This is a genomic window from Streptococcus sp. 3613, from assembly GCF_013277375.1.
Taxonomy (GTDB): Bacteria; Bacillota; Bacilli; order Lactobacillales; family Streptococcaceae; genus Streptococcus; species Streptococcus pseudopneumoniae.
In genome coordinates this window covers 35977-60786 of sequence record NZ_VMMV01000038.1, presented here as the reverse complement: position 1 = coordinate 60786, position 24810 = coordinate 35977, and the positions used below count along the sequence as shown (strand labels likewise).

At 39.6% G+C, this 24810-nt stretch carries 23 protein-coding genes; 6 read left to right on the top strand and 17 right to left on the bottom strand.

Going from position 1 to position 24810, the window contains the following annotated elements:
- Nucleotides 1–116 precede the first annotated feature (116 nt).
- Together srtA and gyrA are read right to left on the bottom strand one after the other, a co-directional pair.
- Nucleotides 117–860, bottom strand: a complete 744-nt coding sequence (gene srtA / locus HT708_RS04735; protein WP_000018518.1) for a sortase SrtA — start codon at nt 858–860, stop codon at nt 117–119.
- On the bottom strand, nt 860–3328 hold the full coding sequence (gene gyrA / locus HT708_RS04730) for a DNA gyrase subunit A (RefSeq protein WP_054392851.1): 2469 nt from the start codon (nt 3326–3328) through the stop codon (nt 860–862). The genes srtA and gyrA overlap by 1 nt, the downstream gene beginning before the upstream one ends.
- A gap of 193 nt (nt 3329–3521) precedes the next feature.
- On the opposite strand from gyrA, the gene HT708_RS04725 reads away from it, so the two are divergent.
- Nucleotides 3522–4490 carry an L-lactate dehydrogenase gene (locus HT708_RS04725; protein ID WP_000204723.1) on the top strand — a complete coding sequence of 323 codons (969 nt, stop codon included), beginning with the start codon at nt 3522–3524 and terminating at the stop codon, nt 4488–4490.
- Nucleotides 4491–4760: 270 nt separating this feature from the next.
- Here HT708_RS04725 and HT708_RS04720 read toward each other — a convergent pair whose 3' ends face one another.
- The 10 genes from HT708_RS04720 to HT708_RS04675 all read right to left on the bottom strand — a co-directional run bounded on the left by HT708_RS04720 (nt 4761) and on the right by HT708_RS04675 (nt 16905).
- Entirely contained in the window at nt 4761–8015 is a 3255-nt protein-coding gene (locus HT708_RS04720) for a DEAD/DEAH box helicase family protein (protein WP_172926050.1), read from the bottom strand.
- A gap of 164 nt (nt 8016–8179) precedes the next feature.
- The gene (locus HT708_RS04715) at nt 8180–10066 is read right to left on the bottom strand and encodes an Eco57I restriction-modification methylase domain-containing protein (RefSeq protein WP_172926049.1); all 1887 of its coding nucleotides are present in this window, start codon (nt 10064–10066) and stop codon (nt 8180–8182) included.
- Nucleotides 10067–10141: 75 nt separating this feature from the next.
- Complete coding sequence (locus HT708_RS04710; protein ID WP_172926048.1) at nt 10142–10396, bottom strand: type II toxin-antitoxin system RelE/ParE family toxin; 255 nt, start codon at nt 10394–10396, stop codon at nt 10142–10144.
- Between the two features lies 1 nt (nt 10397).
- Nucleotides 10398–10640, bottom strand: coding sequence for a DUF6290 family protein (locus HT708_RS04705; RefSeq protein WP_000208079.1), 243 nt, complete (start codon nt 10638–10640; stop codon nt 10398–10400).
- Nucleotides 10641–10730: 90 nt separating this feature from the next.
- Entirely contained in the window at nt 10731–11540 is an 810-nt protein-coding gene (locus HT708_RS04700) for an MBL fold metallo-hydrolase (protein WP_000004962.1), read from the bottom strand.
- Nucleotide 11541: 1 nt separating this feature from the next.
- Complete coding sequence (vicK, locus tag HT708_RS04695) at nt 11542–12891, bottom strand: cell wall metabolism sensor histidine kinase VicK (RefSeq protein WP_000886221.1); 1350 nt, start codon at nt 12889–12891, stop codon at nt 11542–11544.
- Nucleotides 12884–13588 carry a response regulator YycF gene (yycF, locus tag HT708_RS04690; RefSeq protein ID WP_000722069.1) on the bottom strand — a complete coding sequence of 235 codons (705 nt, stop codon included), beginning with the start codon at nt 13586–13588 and terminating at the stop codon, nt 12884–12886. Before yycF ends, vicK begins: the two co-directional genes overlap by 8 nt.
- 55 nt (nt 13589–13643) lie before the next feature.
- Nucleotides 13644–14819 carry an A/G-specific adenine glycosylase gene (gene mutY / locus HT708_RS04685; protein WP_000886137.1) on the bottom strand — a complete coding sequence of 392 codons (1176 nt, stop codon included), beginning with the start codon at nt 14817–14819 and terminating at the stop codon, nt 13644–13646.
- Nucleotides 14820–14864: 45 nt separating this feature from the next.
- Nucleotides 14865–15011, bottom strand: coding sequence for a hypothetical protein (locus tag HT708_RS11775; RefSeq protein WP_166728205.1), 147 nt, complete (start codon nt 15009–15011; stop codon nt 14865–14867).
- A 223-nt stretch (nt 15012–15234) separates the two neighbouring features.
- Nucleotides 15235–16905, bottom strand: a complete 1671-nt coding sequence (locus HT708_RS04675; protein WP_166728204.1) for a formate--tetrahydrofolate ligase — start codon at nt 16903–16905, stop codon at nt 15235–15237.
- 229 nt (nt 16906–17134) lie between these two features.
- Here HT708_RS04675 and coaB point away from each other — a divergent pair, with 229 nt between their 5' ends.
- From coaB to HT708_RS04650, 5 genes are all read left to right on the top strand, one after another.
- Nucleotides 17135–17824: a phosphopantothenate--cysteine ligase gene (gene coaB / locus HT708_RS04670; protein WP_166730862.1), complete on the top strand. Its 690-nt coding sequence runs from the start codon at nt 17135–17137 to the stop codon at nt 17822–17824.
- Between the two features lie 11 nt (nt 17825–17835).
- Complete coding sequence (gene coaC / locus HT708_RS04665; protein ID WP_172926047.1) at nt 17836–18387, top strand: phosphopantothenoylcysteine decarboxylase; 552 nt, start codon at nt 17836–17838, stop codon at nt 18385–18387.
- Nucleotides 18371–18934: an ECF transporter S component gene (locus HT708_RS04660; RefSeq protein WP_172926046.1), complete on the top strand. Its 564-nt coding sequence runs from the start codon at nt 18371–18373 to the stop codon at nt 18932–18934. The genes coaC and HT708_RS04660 overlap by 17 nt, the downstream gene beginning before the upstream one ends.
- 179 nt (nt 18935–19113) lie before the next feature.
- Complete coding sequence (locus HT708_RS04655; RefSeq protein ID WP_001097388.1) at nt 19114–19641, top strand: ECF transporter S component; 528 nt, start codon at nt 19114–19116, stop codon at nt 19639–19641.
- Nucleotides 19642–19652: 11 nt separating this feature from the next.
- Nucleotides 19653–20168: a transcription repressor NadR gene (locus HT708_RS04650; RefSeq protein ID WP_172926045.1), complete on the top strand. Its 516-nt coding sequence runs from the start codon at nt 19653–19655 to the stop codon at nt 20166–20168.
- On the opposite strand, the gene HT708_RS04645 is transcribed toward HT708_RS04650, so the two are convergent.
- The 5 genes from HT708_RS04645 to HT708_RS04625 all read right to left on the bottom strand — a co-directional run bounded on the left by HT708_RS04645 (nt 20165) and on the right by HT708_RS04625 (nt 24746).
- The gene (locus tag HT708_RS04645; RefSeq protein ID WP_172926044.1) at nt 20165–20632 is read right to left on the bottom strand and encodes an 8-oxo-dGTP diphosphatase; all 468 of its coding nucleotides are present in this window, start codon (nt 20630–20632) and stop codon (nt 20165–20167) included. The genes HT708_RS04650 and HT708_RS04645 overlap by 4 nt on opposite strands.
- Before the next feature lie 68 nt (nt 20633–20700).
- On the bottom strand, nt 20701–21189 hold the full coding sequence (locus HT708_RS04640; protein ID WP_050223079.1) for a GNAT family N-acetyltransferase: 489 nt from the start codon (nt 21187–21189) through the stop codon (nt 20701–20703).
- Complete coding sequence (locus HT708_RS04635) at nt 21155–21718, bottom strand: GNAT family protein (RefSeq protein WP_000639828.1); 564 nt, start codon at nt 21716–21718, stop codon at nt 21155–21157. The genes HT708_RS04640 and HT708_RS04635 overlap by 35 nt, the downstream gene beginning before the upstream one ends.
- Before the next feature lie 9 nt (nt 21719–21727).
- A complete protein-coding gene (gene uvrB, locus HT708_RS04630) occupies nt 21728–23716 on the bottom strand; it encodes an excinuclease ABC subunit UvrB (protein ID WP_172926043.1) in 1989 nt (662 codons plus the stop codon).
- A 76-nt stretch (nt 23717–23792) separates the two neighbouring features.
- Nucleotides 23793–24746 carry a CPBP family intramembrane glutamic endopeptidase gene (locus HT708_RS04625; protein ID WP_000792110.1) on the bottom strand — a complete coding sequence of 318 codons (954 nt, stop codon included), beginning with the start codon at nt 24744–24746 and terminating at the stop codon, nt 23793–23795.
- Nucleotides 24747–24810: the final 64 nt, after the last annotated feature.

The following is a 24810-nucleotide window of genomic DNA, read 5'->3' as shown; positions in this document are numbered from 1 at the left end:
TTGTTAGAAATCGATTTGACTGTCCTGATCGATTCGTCCTATTCTTATTTCATTTTACTATATTTTTATGAAAATCTTAAAAAAATCAGTGAAATTCTGGATTTCACTGATTTGTATTAATAAAATTGTTTATATGGTTGATTGAAAGCTGTTAGGATTTCATCAGATGTTTGTGAATAATCTTTTGTTTCTTTCAAATCACCTTTGACAATAATACGTTCTGTAGCAGCAAGGTCTTCACAGGTTACTAATGTGATTTCATTGACCCCTTCTCTATCATCAACTTCATCAACACGATCCGGTGTCACACGTTTGACTTCACGTATTTCATAAGTATAAACTTTATTTTTATCGGTTAGATAAATCTTCATGCCATTTTTAGCATTATCTAAAGGAGAAAATAACATTTTATTAGCATTATCAACACCAAAGATATGGTGACTAGCTAGACTATAATTTCCTTCCCCCATTACTTGCTCGCGTTTCATTGTACCAGCTCCGTAGAAGAGATTAACATTATCAAGTCCTTTAAAAATCGGCAAATTCATTTCCAATTCAGGAATTGCAATTCCCCCAATAACTGGTAATTTTTGAGCATCCCATTGAGAAGTTAGAACAGCTTCCGAAGAGATAGCTTTGACAGAATCAAAGTCAAAATTGCCTTCTGTATCCTGATTTTCTTCTAATTTTTCTTTTGATACCTGGCTAACTTGATACTTATTGGTATTCCAGACTATGAAAATATTTCGAATTTGCGCATTAAAAATCAAAGCCAGTGACAGTAATATCAGAAATCCTGCTAGGATATTTGTCAGCAGATTTTTTCGCTTGTTTTTCTTTTTATTATTTTTATGAGACATTATTCTTCACCTTCTGTTTCATTTTCTGTCCCAACCTCTTCTTTTTCTGCCACCGCAACCGTTGTGAAAGTCACTATCTGAGCATCTTGATCCAGGCGCATTACTTTAACTCCCATAGTTGCACGTCCTGTTTGTGAAATATTGGCAAGATTGGTTCGAATCATGACACCTGTATCAGTGATAATCATCAAATCCTCATCCCCTTGAACAGTCATAAGACCGGCCAGCAAGCCATTTTTTTCGGTAATTTTAGCTGTCTGCATTCCCTTACCACCACGACCTTTTGTTGGGTATTCAGTAGCGACTGTACGCTTACCATATCCTTTTTCTGTGATAATAAGAACCTCATCTTGATCAGTAATCAAGCTGGCACCAACAACTGTGTCTCCTTCACGAAGGTTAACACCTTTCACACCAGTGGCGATACGACTCATACCACGAACGGCTGATTGATTAAAGCGAACTGCATAACCAAACTTGGTACCAATGATAATATCCATATCTCCTTCCGCCAACAAGACATTGATTAACTCATCTTCATCCTTTAAATTCAGCGCTTTGAGACCATTTTGACGAATATTGGCAAATTCCTTAACACTGGTTCTCTTCACAATACCGTGACGGGTTGTAAAGAAGAGATAAGCATCATCACTGCGATCAGACTCAACATTGATAACCGTCTGAATATTTTCGTCTTCATCCAATTTCAAGAGATTGACTACTGGTAGCCCTTTGGCAGTCCGACCATACTCAGGAATTTCATAACCTTTCAAACGATAAACTCGTCCTTTATTTGTGAAGAAGAGCAGATAATCATGGGTGCTAGTTGACACTAACTCACGAACAAAGTCATCATCTTTCACTCCTGTTCCTTGGACACCACGACCTCCACGTTTTTGAGCAGTAAATTCAGCTTGGTCCAGACGTTTAATGTATCCTTTGTTAGAAAGGGTAATTAAGACATCCGATTCTTCAATCAAGTCCTCATCCTCGAGACTCAAGACCTGTCCAACCATCAACTCTGTACGGCGTTTATCGGAAAATTTACGTTTAACTTCATCCAATTCGTCTTTGATGATTTGAGAAACACGTTCAGGCTTAGCAAGAATATCCGCTAAGTCCGCAATCAGAGCCAAGAGGTCATCATACTCAGATTGAATCTTATCGCGTTCCAAACCTGTCAAACGACGAAGACGCATGTCTAGGATGGCCTGACTTTGACGTTCAGAAAGCTTAAACTTACTCATCAACTCATCTTGTGCTTCCGCATCCGTTTCACTAGCACGGATGATACGAATCACTTCGTCGATATGGTCTAGCGCAATCAAGAGACCTTCTAAGATATGAGCGCGCGCTTCCGCTTTTTCCTTATCAAAACGTGTACGACGAACAACCACTTCTTTTTGGTGCTCGATATAAGCATCCAAAATCTGACGAAGAGACAAAATTTTCGGTATACCATTTTGGATAGCCAGCATATTGAAACCAAAATTGGTTTGCATTTGGGTCATTTTGAAGAGGTTATTGAGAATAACATTGGCTGAGGCGTCGCGCTTGACTTCAATAACAAATCGAACACCTTCACGGTTTGACTCATCACGTACTGCTGTGATACCCTCAATGCGTTTTTCCTGAACCAAGCGAACAATATGCTCATGCACCTTGGTTTTATTGACCATGTAAGGAAATTCTGTTACAACGATGCGCTCACGACCAGTCTTAGTCGTTTCAATCTCTGTACGAGAACGTAGGACAATCGAACCTTTACCTGTTTCATAAGCCTTATGGATACCTGATTTCCCCATGACAAGAGCACCAGTTGGAAAATCTGGTCCAGGCAAGACTTCCATCAAGTCCTTGGTAGTCACTTCAGGATTATCCATGACCAACTTCACTGCATCAATGGTTTCACCCAGATTATGAGGTGGAATATTGGTTGCCATCCCAACCGCGATACCAGTTGCTCCATTAACCAAAAGGTTTGGAAAACGCGCTGGCAAGACCAAGGGTTCCCGTTCGTTGGCATCATAGTTATCAACGAAATCAACTGTATTTTTGTTGATATCACGAAGCATTTCCAGAGCAATCTTGCTCATACGTGCCTCGGTATAACGTTGAGCGGCAGCACTATCTCCATCCATGGAACCAAAATTCCCATGACCATCTACAAGCATGTAACGGTAGCTCCACCATTGAGCCATACGGACCATGGCTTCATAGATAGAGGAATCCCCGTGTGGGTGGTATTTACCCATGACATCCCCTGTAATACGAGCAGATTTTTTATGGGGTTTGTCTGGAGTAACACCCAATTCATTCATTCCGTAGAGAATGCGACGGTGAACAGGTTTTAAGCCATCTCGAACATCAGGAAGAGCTCGCGCTACGATAACACTCATGGCGTAGTCGATAAAGCTAGCCTTCATCTCCTTTGTCAGATTGACATTCACTAAATTTTTATCCTGCATTAATAAATGCCTCATTTCACAATTAGTAAGTAACAACATTATACCATAAATTCCCATCTATTTCAGCCTCTAAACCACTAAAACGTTTACATAGAGAACTATACGGCATATTCGTGACAAAGTTTTTTAAAAGTGATAGAATGAAGTTGTCTAGGGAAAATCCCCTAATAAAATTAAGGAGATGTTTAGAACAATGACTTCAACTAAACAACACAAAAAAGTTATCCTTGTCGGTGATGGTGCTGTAGGTTCATCTTACGCTTTTGCACTTGTTAACCAAGGAATTGCACAAGAGCTTGGAATTATCGAAATTCCACAATTGCATGAAAAAGCTGTTGGTGATGCGCTTGACCTTAGTCACGCCCTTGCCTTCACTTCACCTAAAAAAATCTATGCAGCTCAATACTCTGACTGTGCAGACGCTGACCTTGTTGTGATCACTGCAGGTGCGCCTCAAAAACCAGGTGAAACTCGTCTTGACCTTGTAGGTAAAAACCTTGCTATCAACAAATCAATCGTAACTCAAGTTGTTGAATCAGGTTTCAAAGGTATCTTCCTTGTTGCTGCTAACCCAGTTGACGTTTTGACTTACTCAACTTGGAAATTCTCTGGTTTCCCTAAAGAACGCGTTATCGGTTCAGGTACTTCACTTGACTCAGCTCGTTTCCGTCAAGCCCTTGCTGAAAAAATCGGTGTTGACGCTCGTTCAGTTCACGCCTATATCATGGGTGAACACGGTGACTCTGAGTTTGCCGTTTGGTCACATGCTAACGTTGCCGGTGTAAAATTGGAACAATGGTTGCAAGCTAACCGTGACTTGAATGAAGCTGACCTTGTAGAACTCTTCATTTCTGTTCGCGACGCTGCATACTCAATCATTAACAAGAAAGGTGCTACATACTACGGTATCGCTGTAGCCCTCGCTCGTATCACTAAAGCAATCCTTGACGATGAAAACGCAGTACTTCCACTTTCCGTATTCCAAGAAGGTCAATACGGAATTGAGAACGTCTTTATCGGTCAACCAGCTATCGTTGGAGCACACGGTATCGTTCGTCCAGTAAACATTCCATTGAACGATGCAGAAACTCAAAAAATGCAAGCATCTGCTAAAGAATTGCAAGCTATTATTGACGAAGCATGGAAAAATCCAGAATTCTAAGAAGCTTCTAAAAATTAATTTAACTATAGACAACTCCTTGAATCATCAGGGAGTTGTTTTTTTCTGTATTATAGTAGGTTGAAGTTGAAATAGCACCCTATCACTCTAAAACGTTGTTATAAAATGCTTTAAATTCCTAATTGATTTGTTCATATCTTATTTCAATCCATTATACATCTTCCCACAATAAAACGCATAATATCAAGGATTGTCAATACCTTATCTTATGCGTTTTTTCTGATTTCAAAGAATTTTGACTCAGCCTTCTTTTTAATTATTTTCAAAATAGGAATCAACCAACTTTTGAATGCGCCCTTCTTTAGCCGCTGGAATGGTATCTGCTAAAACAAAATTCTTCCTACTGATATCTTTAGAAAGATTGCCAAATATAAAATTAGTGGAAATGTTATAGATAATCTCAGACGGAGCAAATCCATAAACTTGGTTTTCTAAGATATGTTTTAAGCGTTCTTCAGAATTTGGAAATGCATCTTTCAAACCTTCGCTATTATATAGTCGCTTAACAAGTTCAGCAATATAGAGACCAGACTTCATGTACAAATCAATAAATGTCTTAAATGGATCATCAAATATTCCTGGATTTTCTTTTTCCAAATCATCCACCATCCTTTTCACTACCCGTTTAGGAGTGAAAATCTGATTGGTTTTCTGTGGTGGAATATAGTCAAAAATATCTTCTTTTTGGTCTTTAAAATAATCCGCCAACTCCTTTTTCTTGCGAAGAAATTCTTGAATAGCTTCGTCAAATGTTGCTTTATCAAAGAGATGTCCTGCAAAATCTTGTCCTCCATCTCTCAAATAACGAAATTGATCAATCGTAATACCAGTCACCTCAAAGAAGACTTGCTCAGGAACAAAGGTATCAAAATTATCAAGTGTTAGAGATTGATTGCCATAAGCCATAATAAAACTTGGGATGGTTCGTGCAAATCCACGAAGATGGTCACGAATCTCATCTTGAGCTGATTGTTTCAACTGCTCAACACGTTTTCTCTCAACCTGTTCGATAAACTTCTCAGGCATTTTTTCCACTTCTTTTTTGAGTGTTTGCTCTAGTTTTTCTTTGTGAATGAGCTTATTTTCTTCTAAACGTTTATCCAAATCTTCTTGAATCTTATCCTTTTGCTCCTTATCATCTGCTTCTTTAATTTGTTGCTGCAATTCTTGCTTGATACGAGCTTCAGAAATTTTTCTTTCAATGTCATTTTTTCGAATTTCATTATCAAATGTTGCTGTAATTTGCTTCTTGATTTGGTCTGTTTCCCGAGTTTTAAGGTTGTATTCAGCTTTTAAATCTTCTACAATCACTGAAGAAACTGTCTTACTCAAATCATTTGCCAATTGTTTTTGAGTTCGTTCCTCATCTTTTGTGACTAACTCAGCAACAGATTCACCAAGCCCATAAACTTTTTCACCAAAAAGTCGCATTTGCTGATTAACTACAATTTCATGGTCTACTACTGCATTTCCCTCATCATCTACTGTAACATCTGAAAAGTCTAATAAATCAGAACTATCTTGTACCTTCCCTTCCTTTTCAACTGGCAGCTCATTTAAAATATCTAGAACTGTTTGACTAGCTTGGAAAATACCGCTGATATTATCAAATAATAGATTGGACATAAAGCCACGTTTAAGAACTTCTCTAGCTTTTATCTGGCGAGGAATGGTTAGAACCGCCTTGGCATCAATTTCAACCATTTTACCAGCACGGTCTTCAGCTATGACAGGGAAGAAATTGAGTAATTCTCTGATGTTTTCTTCACGAGTTGTCGAAGTCCCGCCGCCTCCTGCAGTCGCAAGCGATAAGTTGTTGGCAAACTCATCAAAGAGAATCAAGGTTCTTTCCGGCGCAAAGTCAAATACATAGGCTCTTTCTTTGCGAAAGTGATTTCCTTTGTTATCGATCCATGAGTAAGGATTTTGAGCACGGAAGGCGGCCTGCATATAAAGTGCAGGTGATTTCAAATTCGATAACATCAATACACCTGTCCACTCAGGGATAGTGACACCTGTCGTCAATTGACCGACGGATAGGGTAATGGTTTTGTCATTACCTGCTATCGCTTTTCTAACCAAGTCCAAGGATTTGAGTTTGACTTTATCGTCTTCTTCGGACATACGTCCGTCACCAGCAGCTAGAACGATCTCATAGTTTTCATAGATTGGGTGTTCTTCTAGTAGGGCTTTTAATGCTTTGGCCGAAGCGACACGTTCTAAAAGCCAAAAAGTATGCTTGAGTTCATTACGGAGTTCTGTGGTTGAAAATGGATATTTTTCATTGCTTGATAGAGTATCTAACCAATTTCTGACATCTTGCTCATGGATAAATTTACCTTTATCATCTGTAGCGAAAAATTCACTCAAGTCAAAAGCATAGTCAATATTTTCACCATCAAGTTGAGCGCCTTTCTCTAGCTCTTCACCAATCATCTGAGACATTTGATAGGTAAAGAGATTTAACTGAGGTAAGGTTTCATATGGATTTTCCTCTTCTTGCTCAGGCGACCAAATAGTTTTGGCTGCCTGCTCATCAGCATAAGACCAGTTATAGATTTGCTCCTCGGTAAACTCTCCCTTTGCCAATGCTTTAAATGGAGTTCCAGAAAGGTGTAAGGTAAAGTTTCGACGGATCTTATTAAAGGCTTGGTCAGTCTTGAAGGTATCAACTCCTTCATGAGCCTCGTCAATAACCAACAAATCCCAATGCAGATCAGTCACCCATTTGAGTTTATCGTGCTCGCCACCTAAATAAACAGAACCTTTCAAGTCTTGGAGACTGATAAAAGCAAGTTGTCTTACATCGTCAGCTAAAATACCAAGAAATTCTTGTCGTGACAAGATTGGACGACTCTTAAGGCTATCTGATTCAGAAACAAACTTGTAAGTCGTTTGACCTGCTATGAATGTTTCAAAATCATCATACCATGAGTTAGCAATGGCAGGGCGGTTTGTTACAATTAGGACATTAACAGCTTCCATCCGTCGAGCTAGGTCATAGGTAGACAAGGTTTTACCAAATCGTGGTTTGGCATTCCAGAGAAATTTGCCTCCAGCATGTTCTTGGAAATAAGCTAATGTCTTAGCAACTGCTTCTTCTTGCTCTTGTCGCAGAGTATAGTCCTGTCCTTTTCCAGGTTGATAACCAGACAAATCATGCTGAACAAATTTATCGAATAGATTTTTAGATTTTTCAGGAGTTCCATTAAAATAGAACCATTCCGTCTTAGGACGACGTTCTACATCATGGAAAGACAAGAAATGGTGGAAATCATGATCCTTGAAAGTTTTCCCCTTATCAGGCTCTTCTGTATAAGCTGCATCACCAGTCCATAAGACATCTGTAGCTATATGAGCTGTATGCGTTTGCTCCTTGATACGTTGTGTGACATCACGTTCTGTATACCCAATCTTAATCCAGCCTTCATTACTGGTTACTGTCGGTGTGGAGTAGGCATAGATTTTAGGATGAATCTCTTTAGTGGTTTTAATTTCTACTGGCATAAGTTTTCCTTTTTTGAACGTTTGCTAACCAAGTCAATTTATCTAACAAATGACTTTCTCATCTCATAAGTACAAAAAGAGTCAGGGCATCGTATGCTTCCTGACCTAATCCTATATAGTCATTTTAGATCATTGAGCACTATTTGTCAAATAAAAATACTTTTCTAATCCATCTCCCTTACATGATTCTCAATAAAGGCAATTTCTTCAGGGGAAAGGTCATATTTTTGATAAAGCTGGCGGTCAATATCAGCCACTGATTGTGTCCAATCAATGTCCGAATTGACCGTGAAGTCTTGGAGTGGGACGTAATACCAAGTTTTGCGTGAATTATGCTGAGTAACTTTCAAAACACCTAATAATACTCTAGCGAATTTAGTTTTAATAAATTTAATACAAGCATCGGCTTCAAATTTTGTTTTAAAATTACCAATAGATAAAAAAGTATCTGTATGCCCGATTAGGGGTTCCCCGATTAGGGGTTCCCCGATTAGGGGTGTTGATAAGACTTCACCTAAGGCACCACTTCCATTAGCTTCTGGTACAAAAACATTATAATTTTCGAATGTTTCCGGTAAATCTAAATATTTTTTATTAATATATCGATAAACACGTTCGGAGCCAATTCTTCCAAGTAGAGCAACATGGTCTTTTTCTTCTTTGTTTTTGAAAACAAAATCTAACTGAGTTAGTGATTTCGAAACAATTTTATTTTTTGTTCCTTTTCCTTGCAGTTTTTCAGCATTTGGATAATCAGAAAAAAGTTTATTTGAAAATCTATAAATACCTTGAGGATAAACTAAATCAGAAAAAGTTTCAAATTCTGGATGTTTTTCGATTTTTTTTACAATACCATTCAAAGTTTCAAAAATAGTAAATACTCCGATTGGTCCCAAATCTTTATCAACATCACGATAAGTTATTGCTACTCCACCCTTAATATCCGTTCCTGTAAATACTTTACCGCTTTTAAGTTCATAGAATTGAACTTTTAAATGCTTGTCTTCAAACATCTTTTCCATCCAATTTTTAGGAGTTTGACCAGCTTTAAATAAAAACCTTGCTGGGGTGATTAGTATAGATTTATCTGCGATTTTATAAGCTTCATCAATAAAATAGTGATATATCGGCTCATCTCTAGCTTCTCCTATTTCCTGATACGGCGGATTTCCTATCACGACATCAAATTTCATTTCACTTTCCTCGCTAGATAGGCGCTCAAAACCTATCATTCTATTCTTTTTCCAGTCTTTGATATGGGTTTTAGATTCTTCTACATCTTGGACCTCTAGCTCATCCGCAAACAAACTCAATTGTTGAGATTGCCTTTGTTTAGCTGAATAAGGACTGGTTTTTTTCAGTCCATCCATCTGAAAGACATTGTAAGAGATGATAGTTGCAATCTCTTTCTTCTGCTCTAATGTTGGTTGATTTCCAGTCTTAGCTAGATAATAGTCCTCAAAAGTTGCCAAAAGATTTTCACGCGCCAAAAGGAGAGAATCTCCTTGATACTCATAGCCATAAGAAGCTCGATAAGCTTTTTTTACAAATTCATAAAAGGTGACTTCATCTGAGACCTCACGACTAATGCGCTGCAATTTTCTATCAACAAAACCAACTCGTTCAGATAATGGAATTTCCTTACCAGTCACTGTATCATAGCGAGTTACCATATAAGGTGCTTCACCACAAGTTATCTCTAACCACCGTAAGTCAACATACTCTTCAAGACTTAACGAGCCTAGTTCCGATTCTACATATCCATTTTGCTTTGCGACCAACCAAGTTGGTGTAAACACTTCTGCCCTTATTTTTGTACGATCTTTTTGCTCATACTTGGATTTTTCAGATCTGGGCTGAATCAAGTTAGCATAGTTTCCAGTAACCTTACTTGGACTAATACTATCACTAGGACTAAAGCCTTTTCCTAACAAGTTATAAGAATGCGTCGCCCAAACTATATTTTTCTTTGTTGTTCTATCTTTTAAAAGTATTTTTAATAAATCAGCAGACTCCTTAGCCAACTGCTCTTCACTAATATCTATTGCCATAAAGCAACCTCTCTTGTATTGTAAGCCCTATTATATCATATTTAAAAGAATGAAAATTTACTTGAAAAAAGTAATTCAATAAATATCTCTCCGATGACCAACTTCTAGAATAGCAACGACTAATTCACCATCTACAATTTGTACGATAACTCGATAATTACCAATTCTATAGCGCCATTGACCAACACGATTACCAACCAAAGCCTTTCCGTGTCGTCTTGGGTCTTCCAAAACATTGGTTTGTAAATAGTTTGTAATTAGCTTCTGCGTATAACGATCCAATTTTTTCAATTGCTTGATGAATCGTCTTGTCGGAACTAATTTATACAAATTATTCATCCTCCAAGCCTAAATCATGCATCATTTCTTCCCAAGTAATGGGTTCAACTCCTTTTTCCAAGTCTTCTAAATACTCTTGATAGGCTAAATCTGCCACACGAGCATCGTATTCGTCTTCTAGAGCTTCGAGAGTTTTGGTGCGGATCAGTTCCGACAGGGAAACTCCTTCAAACTTAGCCATTGCTTTCATAAATGTTTTATCAGCTTCAGAAACTTTTAATGTAATAGTAGTCATCTTTTGCACTCCCTTTTTTAATGGTAACACCATTGTATTACTTTTTAGGTGTCCAGTCAATATAAAAAGAACACCTTCTCAGCGTTCTTTCTATATCTCTGTCAAGGGTGTTGCGGTATCTGGTGAGGTATCATAAACCTTAAAGTCTACTCCGACTCCCAGATCAGCTTGTGCTAGCTGATTGACCATGGTCATGTGAGCCAACTCCTTGATATTGTTTTCCTTAGACAAGTGACCAAGGTAGATTTTCTTAGTACGATTTCCTAGCGTCCGAATCATTGCTTCAGCACCATCCTCGTTAGAAAGGTGACCCAGATCCGATAGGATTCGTTGTTTGAGTCTCCAAGCGTAAGAACCTGCTCGCAAAATCTCTACATCATGATTGGACTCAATAAGATAGCCGTCCGCATTTTCGACAATCCCTGCCATACGATCACTAACATAACCTGTATCTGTCAAAAGGACAAAACTTTTATCATCTTTCATAAAGCGATAGAACTGCGGTGCGACTGCATCATGGCTTACACCAAAACTCTCGATGTCAATATCTCCAAAGGTTTTGGTTTTGCCCATCTCAAAGATATGCTTTTGCGAAGAATCCACCTTGCCAAGATATTTACTATTTTCCATAGCTTGCCAGGTCTTTTCATTGGCATAAAGATCCATACCATACTTGCGAGCCAAAACGCCTACTCCATGGATATGATCTGAATGCTCATGGGTAATCAAGATGGCATCCAAGTCTTCTGGCTTGCGGTTAATTTCAGCAAGTAGGCTAGTAATCTTTTTACCAGACAAGCCGGCATCCACTAAAAGCTTCTTTTTTGGTGTTTCCAGATAAAAGGAATTCCCACTGGAACCCGACGCTAAAATACTGTATTTAAAGCCTGTTTCACTCATTCTAGTCTTCTACTTCATCCTCCCATACTTCTTCTTTCACTGCATCCTTATCATAAGGGAGCACAATGGTAAAGGTTGATCCCTTACCGTATTCACTCTTGGCCCAAATAAAGCCCTTATGTTGTTTGATAATTTCTTTAGCGATAGACAGTCCTAGACCTGTACCACCTTGTGCACGACTTCTAGCACGATCCACACGATAGAAACGGTCAAAGATACGTGGTAAATCCTGCTTAGGAATCCCTAAACCCTGGTCAGAAATGGATAAAATCATCTGGTCTTCAGTTGTCTTCATTCTGACAGTGATTTTACCCCCATCTGGCGAATACTTAATAGCATTATTTAAAATATTGTCGACAACCTGCGTCATCTTATCTGTATCAATTTCCATCCAGATAGAATTGATGGGATAATCTCTCACCAACTCATATTTTTTCTCCTTTTCCTGTCCTTTCATCTTGTCAAAACGATTGAGGATAAAGGTAATAAAAGCAGTGAAGTTAATCAGTTCCACATCTAGGTGACTGGTAGCATTATCAATACGTGAAAGATGAAGGAGGTCCGTCACCATGCGCATCATACGGTTGGTTTCATCAAGAGAAACCTTGATAAAGTCTGGTGCTACAGTTTCACACAAAGCTCCCTCATCCAAGGCTTCAAGATAGGATTTCACGCTGGTTAAAGGAGTCCGTAACTCATGGCTAACATTGGAAACAAAGAGTCTCCGTTCGCGTTCTTCCTTCTCCTGCTCCGTCGTATCATGCAAAACAGCCACCAAACCTGAAATAAAGCCAGACTCTCGACGTATCAAGGCAAAGCGAACTCGAAGGTTCAAATATTCGCCATTGATATCTTGGGAATCTAGCAACAATTCTGGACTTTGGGTAATCAAATCACGCAATTCATAGTCTTCTTCTATCTTGAGTACTTCCAAAATGCTTCTATTCAGAACATCTTCCTGAACCAGCCCCAGTTGCTTCTTGGCTGTATCGTTAATCATGATAATCTGCCCCCGACGATTGGTCGCAAGGACCCCATCTGTCATATAAAACAGAATACTATTTAGCCGCTTACTTTCTTGTTCTAGATTTTCCTGAGTGAGACGAATAACCTCCGACAAGTCATTCAAATTATTGGTAATATTGGTGATTTCAGACCCACCTTGCATATCAAGAACCTTGGAATAATCTCCTGCAATCAAATCTTTAACCTTTTGATTGACTTGCTTCAATCGAATATTATCACGTCTATTCTCCAGTAATAAGAGGGTCACAACAAGGATGAAACCTAACAAAATCAGAATAAAGATAAAATCTCTGGTAAAAATGGTTTGTTTCAGTAAATCAAGCATTATTTCTCATGTAATACCCTACACCACGGCGCGTCAAGATATACTCTGGTCGGCTGGGCGTATCTTCAATCTTCTCACGCAGACGTCGGACAGTCACATCAACCGTACGGACATCACCAAAATAGTCATAACCCCAGACAGTCTCAAGCAAGTGTTCGCGCGTAATGACTTGACCTGCATGCGATGCCAAATGATACAAAAGCTCAAACTCACGGTGGGTTAAGTCTAGTTCTTCTCCATATTTTTTAGCCACGTAGGCGTCTGGAACAATTTCTAAATCCCCAATTTGGATAGGTTGAGGTTTACTTTCTGCTTCCTGCCCATCTACTGGCATAGGTTGAGAACGACGCAGCAAAGCTTTAACACGCGCCTGCAACTCACGATTGGAGAAGGGTTTGGTTACATAGTCATCCGCCCCAAGCTCCAAACCGATAACCTTATCAAATTCGCTGTCTTTAGCCGACAGCATGATAATAGGTACACTACTTGTCTTACGAATGGTCTTAGCAACTTCTAAACCATCAATTTCCGGAAGCATCAAATCCAAAATAATAATATCTGGCTGCTCTGCTTCAAATTGCTCTAGCGCTTCACGACCGTTAAAAGCAGTTACAACTTCGTAACCTTCCTTGGTCATATTAAACTTGATAATATCCGAGATTGGTTTCTCATCATCTACAATTAGTATTTTTTTCATATGTTCACCTTTTTCCCTACTATTATACCAAAAAAATAACAAGAAGACACGATAGCTAGTCTTTGTTACTGTCTAAGTTGGCTTTTGCATAAGCCTGCCAGATTTTTTGTTGGGGTTTGGCAAGTGGGTAATTCTTAAATTCTTCTGGTGAAAGCCAGCGAACTTCCCTATCTGAAAAATCATGGAAGTCAGTCACCTGACCGGCTACAATTTGAACATGCCACTTGCGATGGCTAAAGACATGCTTGACAGTCTCAAAATAAACATCAAGCCAAGCAACATCTAGGTCATAGTCCTGCTGGAAACTCTCCTCTGGACTGGGGCCAAAATTCACACTTTCTTCTGCAACCTGATGAAAGAGGTCAAACTGCTCCTCTTGCGAAAAGTTATCAACTTCTATCAATGGGAAATGCCAAAAACCTGCCAATAGCTTTTCACTTTCATTTTTTTCAAGTAAAAATTGTCCCTGAGTATTTTTGACCACCAAGGCTTTTAGATAAATGGGAACTGGCTTTTTCTTGGGAGCCTTGATTGGATAACGGTCCATGGTTCCATTCTGATATGCCGCACTAAAGTCCTTGACTGGGCTTTCTTCAGGTCTGGGATTTACAGGAGACTCAATATCAGACCCCAAGTCCATCAAAGCTTGATTAAAATCACCCGGACGCTCTGGGTCAATCAAGATCTCCATCATTGCCTGAAAAATTTTGCGATTACTTGGAATCCCAATATCATGGTTGACTTCAAACAGACGCGCCAAGACCCGCATGACATTACCATCTACAGCTGGCTCAGGCAAGTTAAAAGCGATACTGGAAATAGCTCCTGCTGTGTAAGGGCCAATCCCTTTCAAACTGGAAATTCCTTCATAGGTATTTGGAAATTGGCCTCCAAAATCAGTCATAATCTGCTGGGCTGCAGCCTGCATATTGCGTACTCGAGAATAATATCCCAGTCCCTCCCAAGCCTTCAACAAACGCTCTTCAGGCGCATTCGCCAAACTTTCGACAGTTGGAAACCAGTCCAGGAATCTTTCGTAGTAAGGGATAACTGTATCCACCCTGGTCTGCTGGAGCATAATTTCAGAAACCCAGATATGATAAGGATTTTTACTTCTACGCCACGGTAAATCTCTTTTGTTTTCATCATACCAACTGAGAAGTTTCTCACGGAAAGAAATAATCTTCTCCTCCGGCCACATGACAATACCGTATTCTTTCAAATCTAACATATCTCTAGTATAACACAGAAGGTTTTAACTGTCCTTTTCCTAGTATTAATACTCTTCGAAAATCTCTTCAAACCACGTCAACGTCGCCTTGACGTAGGTATGGTTCCTGACTTCGTCAGTCTTATCTGCAACCTCAAAGCAGTGCTTTGAGCAACCTGCGGCTAGTTTCCTAGTTTGCTCTTTGATTTTCATTGAGTATAAAAAGCCTCTTCCCAAGGGAAAGAGGACTAAATTTTATTGATGAACTGCTTGCAGCAAATAAGAAATAGGTAGGGCAAAAATATTTAAACTCAAAAAACGCATAATATCCGGTGTTGAAAAACCTTGATATTATGCGCTCTATTATGGGAAAATTTACTTCATTTTCTCCTGAAATTGAGTTTTTACCCAGTCTCTCAAAGTCAATTTCAATCCACTAGAACAAGCCTAGTACAGTTCCATCGCTTTCAACATCCATGTTGAGGGCTGCTGGTCGTTTGGGAAGTCCTGGCATGGTCATCACATCGCCAGTTAGAGCAACGATAAAGCCTGCACCTAATTTTGGCACCAATTCTCGAATGGTAATTTCAAAGTTTTCAGGTGCTCCAAGGGCATTTGGATTGTCTGAGAAGCTATACTGGGTCTTAGCCATACAGATTGGTAATTTGTCCCATCCGTTTTGAACGATTTGAGCGATTTGTATTTGAGCTTTCTTCTCAAAGTTCACTTTGCTACCACGGTAGATTTCAGTAACAATCTTTTCAATCTTTTCTTGGACAGAAAGGTCATTATCATACAAACGTTTATAGTTAGCTGGATTTTGAGAGATAGTCTTAACAACCGTTTCAGCAAGAGCTACTCCACCTTCCGCGCCATCAGCCCAGACACTAGCCAATTCAACTGGTACATCGATTGAGGCACAAAGTTCTTTCAAGGCTGCGATTTCTGCTTCAGTATCAGAGACAAATTCATTGATTGCTACAACTGCTGGAATACCGAACTTACGGATGTTCTCAACATGGCGTTTCAAGTTGGCAAAACCGGCACGAACTGCCTCTACGTTTTCCTCTGTCAAAGCATCTTTAGCCACACCACCATTCATCTTAAGGGCACGAAGGGTTGCGACAATGACAACTGCATCTGGAGATGTTGGCAAGTTTGGTGTCTTAATATCAAGGAATTTCTCGGCACCAAGGTCTGCACCAAAACCAGCTTCAGTAACTGTGTAATCAGCCAAGTGAAGGGCTGTGCTTGTTGCCAAGACAGAGTTACATCCGTGAGCGATATTGGCAAATGGACCACCGTGTACAAAGGCAGGTGTACCGTAAATTGTCTGAACCAAGTTTGGCTTAATCGCATCCTTTAAAATCAATGCTAAGGCACCTTCAACCTGCAAATCACCTACAGAAACAGGCGTACGGTCATAGCGATAACCAATAACGATATTGGACAAACGGCGTTTCAAGTCCTCTATGTCCGTTGCCAAGCAAAGAATAGCCATGATTTCAGAAGCAACTGTAATGTCAAATCCATCCTCACGTGGAATACCGTTTAGAGGGCCACCAAGTCCAACAGTTACATGACGAAGGGCGCGATCATTCAAGTCCACAACGCGTTTCCAGAGGATACGACGTTGGTCAATTCCCAACTCATTCCCTTGATGTAAGTGGTTGTCAATCAAGGCAGAAAGGGCATTGTTGGCAGTTGTAATAGCATGCATATCTCCAGTAAAGTGGAGGTTGATGTCTTCCATTGGCAGAACTTGTGCATACCCACCACCAGCAGCACCACCCTTGATCCCCATGACTGGACCAAGAGACGGTTCGCGGATAGCAATCATGGTTTTTTTGCCAATCTTGTTCAAGGCATCCGCAAGACCAATGGTAAGCGTCGACTTTCCTTCACCTGCAGGTGTTGGGTTGATGGCAGTAACCAAGATCAATTTACCGACTGGATTGCTCTCAACTGCACGAATTTTATCAAAGCTGAGTTTAGCCTTGTACTTTCCGTACAACTCCAAATCGTCGTAAGAAATACCAAGTTTCTCTACAACATCAACAATTGGCTTCAACTCAATACTCTGTGCGATTTCAATATCTGTTTTCATTCAAAACTCCTCTAACCTCTTATATGATAATTCATTATATCACAAAACAAGATTTTTAACATCCTCAAACTCTCTAAACGTTCGTAAATATCCATTTTTTTAAGATTTTTAGAGCCCTTTCTTAAATTTTATATGGCTTTATAGTTTGAAACTATAGTAAATATTCGTTTCTACCAAAAATTTATCACTTTCATTTTACTTACCGTTTATTTTTGTGTACAATAGTGCTATGAAAATTTTAGTTACATCGGGCGGTACCAGCGAAGCTATCGATAGCGTCCGCTCTATCACTAACCATTCTACAGGTCGCTTGGGCAAAATCATCACAGAGACTTTGCTTGCTTCAGGACATGAAGTTTGTTTAATGACGACAAAACGAGCTTTGAAGCCAAAAGCCCATCCCAACCTAAGCATTCAAGAAATTAACAATACAAACGACCTTCTCCTTGAAATGCAAGAACGTATTCAGGATTATCAGGTCTTGATTCACTCAATGGCCGTATCTGACTACACTCCTGTTTATATGACAGGGCTTGAGGAAGTTCAGGCTAGCTCCAATCTAGAAGAATTTTTAAACAAGCAGAATCATCAGGCCAAGATTTCTTCAACTGATGAGGTTCAGGTTTTGTTCCTTAAAAAGACACCCAAAATCATATCCCTAGTCAAGGAATGGAATCCTACTATTCATCTGATTGGTTTCAAACTGCTGGTTGATGTTACCGAAGATCATCTGGTTGACATTGCACGAAAAAGTCTTATCAAGAATCAAGCAGATTTAATCATCGCGAATGACCTGACTCAAATTTCAGCAGATCAGCACCGAGCTATATTTGTTGAGAAAAATCAGCTTCAAACAGTCCAGACTAAAGAAGAAATTGCAGAACTCCTCCTTGAAAAAATTCAAGCCTATCATTCTTAGAAAGGAAAACTATGGCAAACATTCTCTTGACTGTAACGGGTTCAATCGCCTCTTATAAGTCGGCAGATTTAGTCAGTTCTCTAAAAAAACAAGGTCATCAAATCACTGTCTTAATGACCCAGGCTGCTACAGAGTTTATCCAACCTTTGACACTACAGGTACTCTCACAGAATCCTGTCCACTTGGATGTCATGAAGGAACCCTATCCTGATCAGGTCAATCATATCGAACTTGGAAAAAAAGCAGATTTATTTATCGTGGTACCTGCAACTGCTAACACTATTGCAAAACTAGCTCACGGCTTTGCGGACAACATGGTAACCAGTACAGCTCTAGCCCTACCAAGTCATATTCCCAAACTAATAGCTCCTGCTATGAATACAAAAATGTATGACCATCCAGTAACTCAGAATAATCTGAAAACATTAGAAACCTACGGCTATCAGCTGATTGCTCCTAAGGAATCCCTACTAGCTTGTGGAGACCACGGACGAGGAGCTTTAGCTGACCTCACGATTATTTTAGAAAGAATAAAGGAAACTATCGATGAAAAAACGCTCTAATATTGCACCCATTGCTATCTTTTTTGCAACCATGCTCGTGATACACTTTCTGAGCTCACTTATCTTTAACCTTTTTCCATTTCCAATCAAACCGACCATCGTTCATATTCCTGTCATTATTGCCAGCATTATTTACGGTCCACGCGTTGGGATTACACTTGGATTTTTGATGGGGCTGCTTAGCTTAACTGTTAACACGATTACAATTCTACCGACAAGCTACCTCTTCTCCCCATTCGTACCAAACGGAAACATCTACTCAGCTATCATTGCCATCATCCCACGTATTTTGATTGGTTTAACTCCGTATCTAGTTTATAAACTGATGCAAAATAAAACTGGTCTGATTCTAGCTGGTGCCCTTGGTTCACTTACCAACACAGTCTTTGTACTTGGTGGAATTTTCTATCTTTTTGGAAATGTTTTTGATGGTAATATCCAAAAACTCCTAGCAACCGTTATCTCAACAAATTCGATTGCCGAATTAGTTATTTCCGCAGTTCTAACCCTAGCCATTGTTCCAAGACTACAGACTTTGAAGAAATAATAAAAACATCTCCACTTTCAAGCTTGAAGGTGGAGATTTTGCTCTATACAGTTTCTTTTCAGTGAAATCTTTACTAACTTTTAACTAAAAAAACGACCTATAAACCTAAGTAAATCCTTGCTTTATTGTCTTGTTTATAGTACTATACTAGTGTATATACAGTTAAAAAGGAGATTCTTATGAACACACGGAAAAAGACACAATTTATGACAATGACTGCCCTCTTAACGGCTATTGCGATTTTGATTCCAATTGTTATGCCTTTTAAAATTGTCATTCCTCCAGCTTCTTACACTTTGGGAAGCCACATTGCTATTTTTATAGCTATGTTCTTGTCGCCCTTGATGGCAATTTTTGTCATCATAGCCTCTAGTTTTGGATTTTTGATGGCTGGCTATCCCATGGTTATCGTTTTTCGAGCTTTTTCCCATATCTTTTTTGGGACTTTGGGGGCTCTTTACCTACAAAAATTCCCCGATACCCTAGATAAACCAAAAGCTTCCTGGATTTTCAACTTTGTGTTAGCGCTTGTTCATGCCCTTGCTGAAGTATTGGCCTGTGTCGTTTTTTACGCAACTTCTGGTACCAATGTAGAAAATATGTTTTATGTTCTATTTGTACTAGTTGGATTTGGTACAATTATCCATAGTATGGTAGACTATACATTAGCACTAGCTGTCTATAAAGTGCTTCGAAAACGCCGTTAAAAGGAAGAACTATGACAAAAGATCGCAAACAAGCCCTGCTCCAACTCTTGAAAGAAGCTCCTAAAGCCCTCAATGGCCAAAGTTTGGCGGAACATTTTCATGTCACACGTCAGGTCATTGTACAAGACATTGCAATTTTGAGAGCCGATGGCGCTCCTATCCTATCCACTAATCGTGGCTACATCTATAAACAAGTTGATACCAATCCATACGTCCACAAACTTTTCAAAGTGAAACATGAAGTTGAAGAAATCGGTCAGGAACTCCTTGCTATCATCGATAATGGAGGGCGTGTCCAGAATACCTTGATTGACCATCCCGTTTATGGAGAAATTGAAACCTTGCTGAAACTGTCTTGCCGCCGAGACGTGCAACATTTTCTAGAACAAGTCGAGCATTCTGACTTCAGACCTTTGTCTGAATTGACAGATGGCATCCATTACCACCTAGTCGAAGCCGAAACACAACAAGACCTCCGCTATATCGAGGAGGCCTTGGATCAGCTCGATTATTTAGTAAAGGACTAGAAGATTTTCTTGTCCCAGCCATCTTCTGTACGGTGGCGGTAGAAAAACTCTGACTTGTCAGGAGCTTCCATCATTTCCATCAAGGGTAACATATCATAGGCCAGATTCAAGTTTGGAATCTGGTCTTTTTGCACCCAAGAAACTTCTCCCTCTTCTGAAGAGCGAAGGGTACCAAAGAACTCAGTCGCCTTATAACAAACGACAATATAGCGCCCACCTGTATCTAGTGGCCAATTTTTAATACCGACAAGTTGAGGATTTTGGATAGTCAATCCTGTTTCTTCATAGATTTCACGAATGACTGACTCTGCAAAAGACTCGCCATTTTCTACATGACCTCCTGGAAAGGCATAACCAGACCAGCGATTGTTTTCAGGAGCGCGGTACTGCATCACCACGCGCTGAGTTTCTAAGTCTTCAATCAGACAAATGTTTGTTAAAATCGTTAATTGGGAACGGGACATAAATTTACTCGCTTTCTAAGTTATTAAATTTTCAGACTTGGTACCATATTAGCTTTTACTTTTGAGAATTATTTAGAATAGAATACCATCCGTTTTTCCTTCATAGGCTTTCCAAGTTCAAGTATTTTTTCTTGTCCATCAAAAGTAAAACCCATTTTTTGATAGAAAGCAATGGCTCGCTTGTTATCTTTCAATACCCATAAGAAAATTTCAGAAAAATGATTAAGAGCAGTCAAAGCCGCTTTCATTAACTTTTGTGCTATGCCTTTTCCGTAATAGTCTTTTAAAACATAGAAAGCAATAATTTCACCAGCTTGAATAGTCTCATCACGAAAGTTACCATAACTGATAAAACCAACTACCTTCAGATCATCTATCGCAATCAATGTATTTTCTGGATACTTTTGACTAAAGAGTCGACATCTTTCTAATGTCATTGTCTCCTGAAATTCTGCAGGCAAAAGGTCATCATAAGCCTCTCTCCACGTTTGCCAGTGAACGAGGGATTTATCTTCTATCTCTTCAGGAGTTTCCATTGATTTGATAATAACCGTCATTTATTTTCTCCCAGTCTTCTCTCAAAATACCATATTTAATACTATCAAAATATTTACCTTGATAATAACGAACTTTTGGAATATGAGCTTCTTTTTTCATTCTTAATTTTTCAGCAAGTTTCATCATACCAAGATTTCCTGACCAAGTTGTCAAACCCAGATGCTCCAACTCCAAGTAATCCTGAAACGTCCTATCTATCCACTGCAACATAGCAACTTTCCCAATACCAGTGTTCCAGAATTTTTTATCATAAATACCAATTCCCAATTCCATCCATCTTGTTTCTTTACATACCCAATAACGCGAAACAGTCCCAACTAGTTTATCATCAACAAAAATACCAAGGCGATTTGAGTGGCTTAAAATGGATTCTGATTTTTGTAGTTCGAATTCTTTAAAATTTGAAAAATACTGATAATCATCATAATAGGGAGCATCATACTGTTTCCAAACTGGATTAAGCTGTGAATAAGCCATTTCCCATAAAGACATCAAATCTTCTTTCTTTAACTTTCTTAAATAAATCATACTATTCCCCTAATCCAAGGCCTTGACTTCCAGCATCATATCACGAATCTGAGCTGCTAGTTCAAAGTCAAGCACTTCAACTGCTTCTTGCATTTGTTTCTCAAGCTTTTTGACTAGTTCTTTGCACTCTTGTTTGTTGAGGCTATTGATGTCGACTTCCTTGTCCTCTTCCTTAGCAACTGCCTTGGTCACAGCAATCAGGTCACGGATTTCTTTCTTGATTGTCTGAGGCACAATACCGTGTTCTTCATTATAAGCCATCTGGATTTTGCGACGACGGGCAGTTTCATCGATAGCACGTTGCATAGACTGGGTAACCGTGTCCGCATACATGATGACATGCCCTTCACTGTTACGGGCAGCACGACCAATGGTCTGGATGAGTCCACGTTCGTTACGAAGGAAACCTTCCTTGTCAGCATCGAGAATAGCTACGAGACTCACTTCAGGAACATCAATCCCTTCACGTAGGAGGTTGATTCCAACCAAGACGTCAAAGACACCCAAGCGCAGGTCACGGATGATCTCCGTCCGTTCCAAAGTCTTGATATCCGAGTGCATGTACTTGACCTTGATGCCCATTTCCTTGAAGTAGTCAGTCAAGTCTTCTGCCATTTTCTTAGTCAAAGTTGTGATAAAGGTTCGTTCGTTCTTTTCAACACGGGCATTGATTTCACCCAAAAGGTCATCAATCTGTCCCATAGTCGGACGGACTTCCACCTCAGGATCCAAGAGTCCCGTTGGACGAATGATTTGCTCAATTACTGTCTCGGTCTGTTCATTTTCATAGTCGCCCGGTGTCGCTGAAACGTAAACAATCTGATGGACATGGCTTTCAAACTCTTCACGACGGAGAGGACGATTATCCAGAGCAGACGGCAAACGAAAACCATAATTTACTAGCATTTCTTTACGCGAACGGTCTCCATTGTACATGCCCTTGATTTGTCCCATGGTCATGTGGCTCTCATCAATCATGATCAAGAAATCATCTGGGAAGAAATCGAGAAGGGTATAAGGAGGCTCACCCTCACTCCGTCCATCCATGTGACGTGAATAGTTCTCAACCCCGTTGGTATAGCCCATCTCACGCAACATTTCGATATCATACTCTGTCCGCTGTTTCAAACGTTGGGCTTCAAGTAGTTTGCCTTCCTTTTCAAAGACAGCTAGTTGCTCTTCTAATTCGCCCTGAATTTTAGCAATGACAACTTCCATGTGGTCGTCATTGGTCACAAAGTGTGTCGCTGGAAAAATCGCCAAATGATCCACTTCTCCTAAGACCTGTCCTGTCAGAGCCTCAACCTCACGAATACGGTCAATTTCGTCTCCAAAAAATTCTACTCGAAAAGCGTGCTCATCACGAGAGGCTGGGAAAATCTCTACCACATCCCCACGCACACGAAATCTTCCCCGTTGGAAATCAATATCGTTTCGCTCAAACTGGATGTCAACTAAGTCATTCAAGAGTTTATCACGAGAAATCTCTAGACCAGGACGGAGACTAACGACACTGTCAGCGTATTCCTTGGGCGAACCCAAACCATAGATACAAGAGACTGAGGCCACGACAATAACATCATTACGCTCCAAAAGGGCCGAAGTAGCGGAGTGGCGAAGCTTGTCAATCTCGTCATTGACAGAACTATCCTTCTCAATATAGGTATCGCTAGAAGGGACATAGGCCTCTGGCTGGTAATAATCATAGTAGGATACGAAGTACTCAACTGCATTTTCAGGGAAAAATTCTTTAAACTCCCCATAGAGCTGTCCTGCCAGAGTTTTATTGTGGGCAATGACCAGAGTGGGTTTATTGACTTTGGAAATGACCTGACTCATGGTATAGGTCTTCCCTGTTCCGGTCGCCCCCATCAGAATCTGAGCTTTTTCTCCACCCTCGATATTATCAACCAACTGCTCGATAGCTTGGGGTTGATCTCCTGATGGTTGATATTTTGATACTAGTTTAAATTGATTATCTGTAATGCGGTTAATCATAAGAATCCTCTCTCCATGTGCTATTCCTATTTTAGCATACTTGTAGCATTTTCACGAAGAAAAGGACGGACCGAAGTCACATCCTTTCATTTTCTTTCTTTAATTGATAAGCGAGATAAAGAATCAGCAGAAACAAAATAATACTGGACACGATGGAACCCTCAATACCAAAAGAACCACCTGATAGCCAATCTTGATTGCCTTGTGGTAAAAAGGTCATCAAAGACGTTCCTGACTGCTGACCACTAACTAAAATCCCAAATAAATTACCCTGAGCAAAATTCCAGGCGCCATGAATACCTGCAACACCCCAAACAGTATCGGTTTTGAGAAGGTAAAGAGCCATTGCAGCTCCGAATAAAAAGAGATTCACTAAAGATAGAGGGGTGAGACCAGAATTTCCCACATGAAGCAGGGTAAAAAATATGCTAGATATGACAACAGCAAGTTTTAGATTGGTTCTTGAGGCCAATTGAGGAAGGAGCCAAGCACGGGCCACCACTTCTTCTGCTGTCCCCTGTAAAATCCAAAATGGGATAGTAAAGACAACAAAGGTAAGCGAATAAGGATTCAAATGAATAGACTCAAAACGATATTGCCCCAAGGCTACTAAACCTAACAAAGTAAGAAGAAAAAGTGCCAAACCTAGACCAAATCCTTTAAGGAGATTGCTGAGGAAATTCTCTCTATAAAATCCCAAAGTTCGAATAGGTCTTTTCTCAACTTTTCTAGTCCATCTAAACACAGTATTGAGAATGAAACCAAAGGCCAGTAAATCTAAAATTAAATGAAAGTCACCTGTTTTATCCGTCAAGCTCTGATGCAAGGTCTGCAAATAGGTTGCAAGATTTTGACCAACCTCTCCAAAATTTCTAGCAAGTCCGATGAGAGCTAACAAACTAATACCATACAGAGTATAAGCCACAAACTCTCCTATGAAGACAAAAGCAAAGGCTAACAAGGGGCTTGTGTAAATGTTTAAACTCATTTTTGAAGCTTGGAAGTCTTTAAATATTCTTTTGTTCTTCATATCCCTATCCTCTTTTCTTCTATATATACTATTATTATAGCACTTTTTAATAGCAATTCAAGAA